The organism is Halobacteriovoraceae bacterium (assembly GCA_020635115.1).
In the GTDB taxonomy this organism is placed as follows: Bacteria; Bdellovibrionota; Bacteriovoracia; order Bacteriovoracales; family Bacteriovoracaceae; genus JACKAK01.
Map to the genome: position 1 here is coordinate 187,707 of JACKAK010000005.1, position 13,218 is coordinate 200,924.

General features: G+C 34.7%; 7 protein-coding genes and 1 pseudogene. 3 read left to right on the forward strand and 5 right to left on the reverse strand.

Annotation, left to right across the window (positions count from 1 at the left end):
* Positions 1-14: 14 nt before the first annotated feature.
* The gene (locus tag H6622_09440; protein ID MCB9061732.1) at positions 15-659 is read left to right on the forward strand and encodes a hypothetical protein; all 645 of its coding nucleotides are present in this window, start codon (positions 15-17) and stop codon (positions 657-659) included.
* A gap of 62 nt (positions 660-721) precedes the next feature.
* Here the strand turns inward: H6622_09440 and H6622_09445 are convergent, their stop codons facing one another.
* The 3 genes and pseudogenes from H6622_09445 to H6622_09455 form a co-directional block, all read right to left on the reverse strand.
* On the reverse strand, positions 722-2,620 hold the full coding sequence (locus tag H6622_09445) for an acetoacetate--CoA ligase (GenBank protein MCB9061733.1): 1,899 nt from the start codon (positions 2,618-2,620) through the stop codon (positions 722-724).
* 21 nt (positions 2,621-2,641) lie between these two features.
* On the reverse strand, positions 2,642-4,309 hold the full coding sequence (metG, locus tag H6622_09450; GenBank protein ID MCB9061734.1) for a methionine--tRNA ligase: 1,668 nt from the start codon (positions 4,307-4,309) through the stop codon (positions 2,642-2,644).
* 12 nt (positions 4,310-4,321) lie between these two features.
* Positions 4,322-5,950 (reverse strand): annotated as a pseudogene (locus tag H6622_09455) (fumarate hydratase).
* Between the two features lie 163 nt (positions 5,951-6,113).
* Between H6622_09455 and H6622_09460 the strand changes: the two are divergent.
* Positions 6,114-8,525 carry a response regulator gene (locus H6622_09460; protein MCB9061735.1) on the forward strand — a complete coding sequence of 804 codons (2,412 nt, stop codon included), beginning with the start codon at positions 6,114-6,116 and terminating at the stop codon, positions 8,523-8,525.
* Positions 8,526-8,805: 280 nt separating this feature from the next.
* Positions 8,806-10,851: a UvrD-helicase domain-containing protein gene (locus H6622_09465; GenBank protein ID MCB9061736.1), complete on the forward strand. Its 2,046-nt coding sequence runs from the start codon at positions 8,806-8,808 to the stop codon at positions 10,849-10,851.
* On the opposite strand, the gene H6622_09470 is transcribed toward H6622_09465, so the two are convergent.
* Together H6622_09470 and H6622_09475 are read right to left on the reverse strand one after the other, a co-directional pair.
* Positions 10,843-11,967 (reverse strand): hypothetical protein, encoded by a 1,125-nt coding sequence (locus tag H6622_09470; protein MCB9061737.1) that lies wholly within the window; start codon positions 11,965-11,967, stop codon positions 10,843-10,845. The two genes, H6622_09465 and H6622_09470, sit on opposite strands and share 9 nt — an antisense overlap.
* A gap of 9 nt (positions 11,968-11,976) precedes the next feature.
* On the reverse strand, positions 11,977-13,209 hold the full coding sequence (locus H6622_09475; protein ID MCB9061738.1) for a transporter: 1,233 nt from the start codon (positions 13,207-13,209) through the stop codon (positions 11,977-11,979).
* Positions 13,210-13,218: the final 9 nt, after the last annotated feature.

Genomic DNA, 13,218 nt, shown 5'->3' on the forward strand with positions numbered 1-13,218 from the left:
TCAAGGAGCGATTCATGGATATCAAAAAAATATTGATTTTTTTAAGTCTCGTTATATTATTCTCTATTCCTTTTGCTTTACATAAGAGCAAAGATTTGTCTCAATATAAAGATCAATTCGATAATCTAGAAGATCAAAGTTTCACAACTTTCAAGAAGATTAATGATCAGAAAGTCAAAAAGTATCCAAGCCTTAAGTCGGAAGTTGAACAACTAACGAAGAATAAGGTTACGACTGAAACAGACACTATTAGAAAACCTGCTGCAACAGCTCCTGCGGGTATTTCAAGGCACGGAAGAATTTTAATAGGTACAGATCTAGCAAAGTATCAGGATCCAATGGTAGGAATTAAAATGGTTAATGAAATAAATGCAGATTGGAAGGAAAATCTAGCAGAGCATCTCATGCGTTTCCAGGATGCTGAAACTAAAGTCATGGTTAAAAAAGAAGCTAGTCTTATCAAGATTGAACATGGAATTGGCAGGTATGTTGAAGTCGTTAATGTAGGATATTTGAATCCTGATAACAAGACTATGGGTTTTAGGGCCATGGTTGATTCTGAATCAGGTGCATTGATATCCACTTGGGATCGATCTATTTATGGCCAGCAGTTTAAAAATGATATTTTGAAATTTAAAGGTAACCCTCTTCAGGAGTAGCTTTTAAATCAATCACAGAAGCTCCTTAATGCTACTTATTACATTAAAAAAAATATCAAGAGCTACTTTTCCTTCCAATTTTCAAGTGATTCAGGATTAGCAACCGCCTCTATATTTGTAAGAGCTCTGCCATTTATTAATCTCGTAACGGCCATCTCCATTTTTTTCCCAGAGCGTGTATAAGGAATATCTGATACTGCTTTAACGATCTTAGGAACATGTCTTGGAGTTGTGTTTGTACGAATAATTGACTTAATCTCTGAAATCCTCTGTTGTGTAAGTTCTTCTCCTGAACGTAGTTTTACGTAGAGATGAACTTCTACATCTCCTTCAACTTGCTTTCCAACACAAATACTATCTTCTAAATAATGAATTGTCTCCGTCTGTCGGTAGATTTCAGAAGTTCCAATGCGAACGCCACCAGGATTTAAAGTCGCATCACTTCTCCCAAAAACCTGTACACTTTTTTCCTCAGTGATTTTAATAAAATCACCATGATGCCACACACCTGGAAAACGCTCAAAATAAGCTGCCTTGATTTTCTTTTGATCAGCATCGTTTAAAAAATACAGAGGCCTTGAAGGAAAACTTTGTTTGCAAACTAACTCCCCTTCACTTTCAACGGATTCTTCACCTTGCTCGCTAAAACACCCCACATCCATCCCAAGTCCAAGGCATTGTATTTCACCACGTTTCACAGGAAGAATGGGGTTTCCAAGCATAAAACAACCAATAATATCAGTCCCACCACAAATAGATGATAGATGCAGACCTTTTTTAAAATGTTGATCAACGAAATCAAATTGCTCTGGAAGAAGGGGTGCCCCTGTGCTTAACATAAGTTCCAATGTACGGAAATGACTTAATGTTTTATGGCCAGTTATCAAATAATCTTCCAAGGCCCTCAAAAATTTAGGGGAAGTTCCAAAGATATTAATTTTTTCTGAATTTATTATTTCAGTGAACTCTTGAGGGGAAGGATAACCGGGAGAGCCTTCATAAAGAACAATGGTTGAACCAAAATATAGCGAAGAAACAAGCCAATTCCACATCATCCAGCCACATGTTGTGAAATACATAATAGTTTTATCTTCTGTTAGATTCGAATGTAAACCTAGTTCTTTAACATGTTGAAGTAGAGTTCCCCCAGCACTGTGAACGATACATTTTGGTTTTCCTGTTGTTCCTGATGAATACATAATGTAAAGGGGATGGGAAAATGGAAATTCTTCGAACTCAACAGTACTGAACTCATTTGAAACGAACTCTTTGTACGTTACAAATTTTTCACCTTCTAATTTTATACCCGTATCTAAAAAATCCACCAGGACAATTTTTTCGATAAAAGGTAGTTCTTCTAAAATGCGTTTAATTTTATCAGATTGATCATAGATTTTTCCATTATACTGATAAGCAACAGCTGCGACTAAAACTTTAGGTTTTGACTGCCCAAAACGATCAACGACACCTTCAACACCAAAGTCACTAGAAGTTGAGGTAAATTGAGCACCTAAAGCACTGCTGGCCAACATTGAAATGACTGTCTCACAGATATTAGGCATATAACATGCGAGAACATCTCCCGGTAAAAGAAGTCCTTTTAATGACCTCTGAAACCTAGCGACTTCATTGTAAAGTTGCTTATAAGAAAGTTCCCTAACAGCTTTACCTTCAACCACACTTTTAAGAGCTATTCTATCTGAATCAGAATTTCTCAGGAGGTTTTTAGCAAAATTTAGCTTTAAGTTTGGAAACCAATGATATCCATTAAAATCAGTTGGATCTATTGCGTGAGAAAAATCACCTGTTACTTCTAAATTGTAAAATTTGATGAGTTCTATCCAAAAATCAACAGGCCTGCGGACGCTCCATTCATGAAGTGACAAATAGTTTGATTCTATCCCCTCTTTTGCACAAATATCTTCCATGAATTTTTGCATGCTTGTGTTTTTTGATTGCATAAAAACACCTCTTCTTTAAGATTATTTCAGTTCAATTTTAGGAACGAGAGCTTGTGGTGTTCCATTAAGTGCTAAATTGTTTTTAAATACACTATTGATGATAGAAAAATCTCCTTTATAAATCGCCTTTTTGAAATCGTCTGTCACAACATCAGAAAAATGAGATTGAATTTTTTCACTCAAGGTTGGAATAAATGGAGATAAGAAAACAGAAAGTATCAAAATGGCCATCCCTGTTTCGGCAATAATTTCGCTGGCCTTGGCCTGATCATTTTTATAAACGGCCCAAGGTTCTTTTTCAGTAAAATATAGATTCACATCATGCCCCATAGACATAACAGTCTCAAGGCCCTTTTTGATTTCATAATTATTTAAGCAATTATGAAACTCATTGACTTTGGATTGAATTTTCTTGGCAATTTCTCGATCAGAAAAGTCTCGAATGACTTGGCAATCAATCCCATCTTTCCAATTTTTTTCCCAAAATTTGAGGCAGCGATTGACTAAATTTCCAATATTATTTGCTAACTCTCCATTTACCTTTGCGGCCATGCCTTCCCAAGTGAAACTACTATCCATTGTTTCAGGAGAAATGGATAAAAGATAATATCTAAGGGCATCGTCACCATATTTTTCAAAGGCCTCAATTGCATCAACATAATTACCGGTGGATTTTGAAAACTGTTTTCCATTGAGGTTTAAAAACTGGCTCGCAGCAACGACATCCACTGGTCTTACTCTTTCAGAGGCCATAGACATCATTGGAAAGATCACTCCATGAAATATAATATTATCTTTCCCAATGAAGTTTACTATTTCAGTATCTGGATTTTGCCACCAGTCCTTGAGGTAATCTTCCTGTATTCCTTTTTCTTCAAAGTACTGTTTCGTGTTTGAAACATAGCCAATCGGAGCATCAAACCAAACATAAAGTTTTTTACCTTTGGCCTCATCTAGAGGAACATCAATTCCCCAATCGAGATCTCTTGTGATGGCCCTATCATGTAGGTTTTCATTTGTTAATGATTCAACGTATGGAAATACAGTTTTTCGCCAAGAGGTCTGTTTATCTTTAAGCCATTGCCTATACTCGTTGTGATACTTAGAGAGCATAAGATAATACTGAGTCACAGTGACTTCTTCAATTTCCTTGCTTCCACATATTTGACAAGTAGGTTCAATGAGTTTGATGGACTCAATCCAAGTTCCGCAGTCTGGACATTCGTCACCTCTGGCCTTTTCATACCCACAAACGTAACATTTTCCTTCTACAAACCTATCTGGTAAATGGTTTTTGCAGCTATTACAAAATAATTGCTGTTCGTCTTTGGTTTCGATAAAACCTTTTGAATGGAGTTTTCCAAACCAAATCTTTACTTCTTTTGCATGGTATTCTTTTGATGTTTGTCCAAAAAAATCAAAATCAACCCGGTATTTTTTAAATAGGTCTTTATGATTTTCATGCCACTGGTTAACATAGTCACGATAGTCTTTTTTAAGCTCGTTTGCTTTGAGCATAATTGCAACACCATGCTCATCAGATCCACATATATACATGGTTTTAACGTCACTTAATCTTTTATGTCTCACAAAGACATCAGCTGGTAAGTATGCACCAGAGAGGTGCCCAAAATGTAGTGGCCCATTCGCGTAAGGCAGGGCCGAGGTAACTAGTAACTTTTTTTTCACAAATAATTCTCTCTACAATAATGATTTCAATTTTTTTTGGCTTTGCTCTTCTATATTTGCATGGAGAGATCCTCCATGGGAGTCCATTGTTACAACCACAGGAAATTCTTCTACACTTAACTCCCAAATTGCTTCAGGTGAACCTAAATCTTCCCAATAGACATTATCAACAGATTTAATTTTTTCTGCTAAAACTTGTGCTGCACCACCTATAGCATGAAAATAAACACAACCATAGTCTTGACAGCCTTTTAATGTTTTAGGGCCCATTCCACCTTTTCCGATAACACCGACAATTCCATGGTCTCTCATGACTTCCCATTGATAGGGCTCCTCTCGTATAGAAGTTGTAGGGCCAGCGGCCTTTACTTCGTATTTTCCGGTTTTTTTATCTTTTAAAACAACTGGCCCACAGTGATAGATAATTTGATTATTAAGATTAATGGGAGGTTTTGTCCCTTCATGTAATCTTTTATGAACAGCATCTCTGCCAGTGAGAAGCTTCCCTGAAATGAGAACCATATCTCCAACTTTAAGATTTTTGATGTCCTCTTTTTTAAACGGATATTCTAAACGAATCATGCCTCTCTCCTAATATAACCATTTTTTAATTTTGTTATTTGCATCAATTGAAACCCCTTGTCTCCTGTAGGCCCAACACATATAGGAAACGGAAACAAAATAAGAGGCCGGTAACCTATTGAGCACACCAATTTTACAACCAAGTAGAGTTGTTTTACCTCCGAATCCCATTGGGCCAATACCTAATTTATTTGCGGTATTCACAATATCTTCTTCTAGTTTTTTAAGATCTGAATTTGAATTTTGATCATCTAAACGTCGTAATAATTGTTCTTTTGATTCGATATATCCAGCTCCCCTATCACCACCAATACATACCCCTAGAACACCAGGGCCACAACCTTTTCCCTGTGCTTTTACAATAGCATCTAGAATCGCTTTTCTAACACCATCTAAATCTCTACCTGCTTCAAGGGGAGTATTGGGAAGAGAATATTGTGCACCAACATTCTCACAACCACCGCCTTTGAGCATGAGTTTGATTTCTACCGTTTTACTAGAATGTTCATGAAAATGAATTGAAGGATGTCCTGGCCCAATATTCATTGTATTATTTGCACCAGTTAGGGAATCTACAGAGTTTTGTCTTAGATAACCAAGTTCAGTGGCCTTAACAACAGCTTTTTTTGCAACTTTTTCAAATTTAGATTGCTCAAAGCCTACTGGATGTGAAACAAAAAACAAGATCGTACCAGTGTCCTGACAAATTGGCTGAGATTTTTTCTTGGCCAACTCGATATTTGCTTTAATAATATTCATAGCGTATTCGGCAGTTGTTTTTTTCTCTTCTCTTTTTAGTGCCTCAAGGATAACTTTTTGAACATCATCAGGGATAACAGTAGATGTTACTCTAATAAGTTCAAGTAGAGTATCGAAGAGAACTTTGTCCTTAGATACTTTTTGATTTGCCGACTTTTTTACAACTTTTTTCTTAGTCGATTTACTTGATTTCGTTTTCTTTACGACCTTTTTCTTATTGACTTTCTTAGTCAACTTTTTAATAGGTCCTTTCTTTTTTACTTTTTTAGAAACCTTCTTTTTTTTGGTCTTTTTGGCCATGGCATAACCTTTTGAAAATTAATTGAATTGTGCTTTAAATTTAGCAAAATCTCCTAAAGGCGGCCAGATTGTTTTATTGTTACTTGACCCAGGCAGTCATGTTTAAACTCTATCATTTTTTTTTGAGAAAAACCGAGTAGATTCAAGGAGTTTCATTAAATTTATGGATAGAAATAAAAAAAAATTAAATTATATCGCTCTAGGTATTTTTACGCCACTGCTGATATGTTTTATAGGTCTAGCACTCTATTGGAACTTCTCATTTTCGCTCAACCAGCAAAAAAGAAATATTGTTGTAAAATCGAATATTATCAGATTTACGATTAATACACATATTGAAAATTTAATTCGATCATTGAAAGATACTGCTAGTGACGATCGAGTGATAAACCTCTTGATGAAAAGAGATAATCTCTCTCAAAGTGAAGCTAACTTTTTAAAAGACAAAAAACTTTTAGGTCTAGAGTGCAATGCATCCATCTACGACGATAAAGAGCAATTAATATTTGGTAAAAATATAGAATTAGCTCCATGGTCGCAAGAAATTTTTAGTAAAAATGCACAATATTATTACGACTTTGTGATTTTAAAAGAATCGCAATATCTAAGAATTGCAGTACCAGTTACGGTAAGTACAAAAATTGTGGGAATACTCATTTCAGATATTAAACTGACTGATTTCTATGGACAATTGGAACTTCATCAAGTGATGCCAATTCGCTACTTCACAAAACACGGGATTGTTGAATTGCCTGATCAAATAAGTGATCAAGATTTTAAAGATAGTTCTGAAATCAAATTCAATAATGATCACTATGTGAAGTTCTATTACAATAGATATAATTTTGGAAATGCCATCGAAGATAATCTGAAATTGGATATATTCATTGTATTGTTCATTCTTGCAATAGGTATGATTCTTTTTTATATTTTGGGGCAAAAATATTTTGTCAAAGAGTCTAGAGAATTAGAAGCAAAGACCATAGAATTAAAAGACCTCAACTATATTCAGGATGCTGTTTTGAATTCAACTTCAAATGCAGTTATCGCAACAGACTTAAATGGGACAATAACGTATTACAATAGTGAAGCGGAGAAGATGCTAGTGTATACATCTCAAGAAGTATTGCATCTTCTTTCAATCGATACTTTTTATAATACAAAAGAAAATGAAGATTATATAAATGAAGTTAATGAATGTTATGGAACGAATTTTAAAAAGGGAATAGACGCTATTTTATTCAAATCAAATATCACAAAAAAACCAGAGATCAAGGAGTGGACATTTACGCGAAAAGACGGAAGAGTCCTTCCGGTTCGTGTGACGAATACAATATTAAGAGATAAAAAGGGAAATATTGCAGGTTTTTTAACACTGGCCGAAGATATTACAACACAAAAAAGGGCCAGATATATACAAAGTAAAGCGATTGAAAAAATTGAGCAAATGAGTGAGCTTAAAAGTCAGTTTCTTGCGAATATGAGTCATGAGATTAGAACTCCGATGAATGGAGTTATTGGGATGACCGATTCACTTCTTGAGACTGAACTCACTTCGGAACAGAGGGATATGATCACGACGTTGAAAAAGTCAGGAGAAATTCTTATTAATATTATTAATGATATTCTTGATTTTTCAAAAATTGAAGCTGGTAAGCTTGAAATAGAGTATAGAACTTTTAATTTAGAAGAAGCAGTTAATGATGTTTATAAAATCTTTTATCCAATGGCCCGTTCTCGAAACATTGACTTAACGCTTAATCTACAGGGAGCACCAGAGTATTTCTATGGAGATGAATTGCGTTTAAAACAAATCCTTACTAATCTAGTGAGCAATGCGATTAAATTCACATCTGAAGGATTAGTTAATTTAGAATTGAGTACATATCAATCGGACATAACGATTAAAGTTGTAGATACGGGTATTGGGATTCCAAAAGACAAGTTACGTTATATTTTTGATGCTTTCAGACAGGCAGATTCAACGATTTCAAGAAAGCATGGAGGAACAGGTTTAGGTTTGGCGATCTGTAATTCTCTTGTCAAATTAATGAAAGGAAAAATCAATATTAAGTCTAAATTGAATGAAGGAACGACAATAGATATTTCCCTGCCTCATGATCAGAGTAAGATTGATATGTCCAGAATTCATGAAGTCCATGAGTCCAAAAAAGAAGAAAGACTAGATTGCAAAGGCCTGAAAATTCTTTTAGTGGAAGATAATAAGATCAATCAAAAAGTAGTTACTAAGTTTTTAAGTCATTACGAGGTGGAGTTATCTGTGACGGAAAACGGAAGAGATGCAATTGATAAGTATAAAGAAGAGCATTTTGATATTATTCTAATGGATATGCAGATGCCGGTTATGGATGGTATTGAGGCCACGAAGCTTTTGCGCAGTGAATTTTCTGATCGTCCCTATATCATTGCAATGACGGCCAATGCTTTCAAAGAGGATAAGCAGCGTTGTTTTGATGTAGGAATGAATGATTTTGTTTCAAAACCAATTTCTAAAAAAGCTTTTGAAGCAGCACTTAAAAAGTACTATTCATCTAATATTTCTAAGTCGGCCTGATGTCCTTTATTTACTAAAGTCTCGGAATGTCAGATTTGGTGCTTACCTATACATTTTATATCCGGCCAAAATTTTCAAAAATCGCGAGTTGTGATACCAAATTACTGCAAGATTAAATGCTTTTTTCTTTACACTTTCAGTACAACGGTCTGCAATATCAACGACCTTAACTTCATGCCTGTTCTTTTATCCGATTCAATACAACATTACACATTGGATCATTCGGAAATAATATATAAAACATAGGCCAAATTCTACATAATTGAGTAGACTGCACGTTATGATTTCATTAGCAGGACTAAACAAAGCACAGCGACAAGCAGCCGAAACAATTAAGGGGCCAGTACTCATCTTGGCCGGCGCAGGTACCGGAAAAACTCGAACAATCACCTATCGGATTGGTCATATGGTGCTCAATTTAAATATTCCTCCAAAAGATATCTTAGCGGTTAGTTTTACAAATAAGGCCGCAAAAGAGATGCGTGAAAGGGTTCAAACTTTATTAGGAAAAAGTAGAACTCGAGGTATGACACTTGCGACTTTTCATTCCCTAGGTGTACAAATACTCAAAAATGAAATCACTAACCTTGGGTATCATAAAAATTTTTCAATATATGATACTTCTGACCAATTGAGCATCATTCGAGCTGCTTTAAAAAACTATTCTGCCGACAAGAAGGCCTATGATCATAAAATAATATTAGGTAAGATTGGACTTCTTAAAAACCATGGGATTTCAGAGAGTGAGTATGTTAATTCATTTCACTTTGATCCTGAATCTTCATATGATCTCGCGACGGAATATGCTTATAAATATTATCAGGAAAAACTTCGTTTTTATAATGCAATAGACTTTGATGATATATTATTTTTAACGGTAAAACTCTTTAGAGAAAACCCTGAAATTGCCCATCGTTATTCTGAGAATTTCAAATATATTATGATTGATGAATATCAAGATACAAATACTCTTCAGTTTCAGCTTGTTCTCGCTTTAACTTCGACTCATAAAAACCTTTGTGTTGTTGGAGATGACGATCAGGCAATCTATGCTTTTCGAGGAGCTGATATTTCTAATATTTTAAATTTTGAAAAATATTTCCCTGAAGCTAAAATTATTAAGCTTGAAGAAAACTACCGTTCTACGTCTCCCATTTTAAATCTGGCCAATCAAGTTATTAAAAAAAATAAAAACCGCAGGGATAAAACCTTATGGTCACAAAATGGTAGTCAGCAAGTCCCACTATTGTGGGCAATGGGAGACTCGGATCATGAAGCTCAAGTGATTGTCGATGAGATTGCCAAGTATCAATCTCAAGGCAAACACCTTGCAGATATTGCCATTTTGTATCGTTCAAAAACACAAGTTCCAGTTTTTGAGGATGAACTACGTATGCAAAATGTTCCTTATACAATTATTGGTGGACAAAAACTTTATGAAAAAAAAGAAGTCAAAGATTTGCTTGCTTTTTTAATGGTGATTCAAAATGTGAGAGATGAACTTTCTCTAAGGAGAATTCTCAATATTCCAAATAGAGGAATCGGTGTGGCCACACTGAATAAATATATTGAAAAAGCTAATGAGCATTCAATTTCTCTTTTTCAATCACTTGAAGAATTTCCAGATATTGATCCGAAACGAAAACATTCAATTGAAGAGTTCACCAAAATAATTAATGATTTCAAATCCATTTTTAGAGACAAAAAATTACCTGAAGCGATATCAATTCTTATCGAAAGAATTGATTTTTTTAAATTTATTGAAAAACAATATGACAATCCTAAGCAAATTGAGAGAAGAAAAGAAGATGTCATGAGACTTATTGAATCTGCCGAGAGATTTGAAAAATTTCAGATGGAGCATGCCTCTCTGAAAACATTTATTGAAAGAATCGTACTTCAAGATTCTCAAGATAAAGAAAATGAATCTCAAGAAGATAATGATATAAGAAAGAATGAAGTCACTCTTATGACTTTACACTCATCAAAAGGACTTGAGTTTCCCATCATCTACCTCATTGGCGTTGAAGAGGAGATTCTTCCACATAAAAAAGTAATCAAAGAGGGATCAGACATTAGTGAAGAGCTTAGACTGTGCTACGTTGGAATTACAAGAGCGAAAGAAAAGCTAATCATGAGTTATTGTAAAGAGAGAAATCTTTACGGTAAAACCATTAAAAGGAATATTTCTCGATTTTTAATTGATTTAAAAGACAAAAATCTTTTTTTGGAACAAGACAGAACGACGTTTGGTCATTTGACAGAGGAAGAGGCCAAGAATTACAAAAAAGAATTCTTTAGTGGCCTCATGTCTTTACTAGATTGATTTCTCATTTAACTCTAATTTCACAACGCCTTTTCTGATTTGATGAGTGCAATCAATGTCCTTTACGATCAAATCACCAATGAATCTAAGTCCATATTTAGTGAGAGTACCACTTGTTTCAAACGAAAAACAATGATCATTTGTTTTTATTGTAAAATCTAAAACTGAGGGAGTTTGTAGAATTTGAAATTTATTAATTTCAATTGTACCTAATTCAGAAGAATAAACTTCGTTCCCCTTTCCGAATGATATATTCAGTTCTAGATTTTCAATTGATGATTTATCGTCAGTCAATTTTAGTAGAGATTGATTTGCTGTCCCTTTATCTTCTGAGCCGATGGATGTGAATAAATACGTTATATTATTTTGTTTTTGAATGTCTATGAGCATATCTGTTACCATAGATTTGGCAAATCTTCTGTCACCTTCTAGCTTCGTTTTCATATCGATAAGCTCTTGCATCTTGATATCAAAAGGTGCTTCAATTTCTTCACACTTGATATAGTCTTCTTCCTTCTGTTGATTTTGTTCAGGTGTAAAATCTGTAAATGTATATGAATCAATATCCGAACATTTTTCAGGTACACGTGATTTTGAACCATTTGAAAGACAATTATATAATTTTCTTCTTCCCTGACGTTTAGGCTCGTAACAAATATATTTCTCTAAATAAGGAGATACTTTTTCACTAATCTCTAACTTTAGAAGAGAGATATCTTTTTCAAGCTTTGAGAGTTGTAAATACAAATCATCCCTAATTTCACCTGCAAGTAGAATTACTCGAGTAATTATTTTTCTTTTTTCAAAATTGCTTGTATTTGGTTTAAAACTGACTTTAGGGAGCTTACTAAAAAATGGGTTTCCCCTATCATTTTTCATCTCTACAAAATACTTATCCCAAGACTTCGGGGCCTCAAATGAGACGCCATTTAATTCATCTTCGTTAGGAATGGCCAGAATAGTACCGGCCCTAAAAATTTCTTCAAAATCAAAGTTCGCCGTAATTCCTCGGTTAATTCCTGGATCATACAGATTTGATTTTAATTTAAGATTTTCTGCCTCACGGCCACAAGATAATAAACCTAAAAGTATAAAGATTACTGAAATATTTTTCATATTTTTTTCCTAGAAAAACAGAGCAAAGTCTACGGAGGTTAATGGATCATTCACGACATTTTTCCCATCAATAACCCATGATTGATTGATTAAAAGTCTTAAGGGCACGGGAAACTTCTTTTCTTTAAAAAGAGACAAAGTGTCATAACCCAGAACGACCTGCGCAGCGTGCATGCGACTAAATGTCTCTTTTCCTAACAGATCATAACGTTCTTGCTGGTATTTATCTCCTTGATACTCATCCCTGCTTTTATATTGGAAAGAATAGCCTACACCTGCATTAAATCCATTCTTATTGTATGAAACGGCAATTTGTTGCAAGACAGAGTCTCCAATATCTCTCACCACAACACTATCGATGTCATCTGATAAAGAACTTTTTGAATTTTTAGGAATCCTTCTCTCCACAATATCGGATAATTCCCACGTCAATTGGGAGAGAGAAGAAAGTGTAATTGAATTTGTTAGAAAATAATCGTAGTGAAGACCAACTCCAACATCTATTTGTCCATCTCCAGTTGGTACATCCGCAACACGATTAATATCTAATTCACGTCCTGTAGGCAGAGTCACTGAAGTGGCCAGAGTGATAGCATTAATCTTATTTTCGAAGGTATTGATCTTAGAAACGAGTTTAATATCACCGAGGTTAGTTTCTTTGTAATTTTGTAATTCATCATAGCCATATTCACTTAACTTACTCGGAATTGGACTATTTATTTTTTCTACAAATTCTTCTGCTTTTACAACACTTTTTTCTTCGATTTTATTTTTTAACTCACTCACTTCATTAGGATTTATTGTATTCACTCCAACAATAATGTTCCTTGAAGTTTCAATTATCGGAATGGCCAATGCAAGGGTCACTTTTGAAGTAAGTCCATAGGCAATGACAGGTACGTAAGCAGACGCTTTAATATCGACTTGTCCAATAGTTTCTGTAAGAATCTGATCATCACTCTTTCCAAGATCCATAATCAAATTTTCAAGTGTAGCTGCTTTTGTTGCATCACTTTGTCCTGAAATCAAATCACCATATGTAACAGTCGTATTCAGTGCATCCCCAACGCCTACACTTTCTCCGCTATTTGAGTATTTTGTACTCCCATTTACGGCCAGCCCTTTAAAGGAGATATTTCTCACACCTTTTGGAAGAACCTTGGTTGAAGGTAAATCTATAGGGACCTTTAAAGTTCCGGCCAATACAGAAACACTAATAAATCCTAAGAAAAAATACTTCATCTTCCCCTC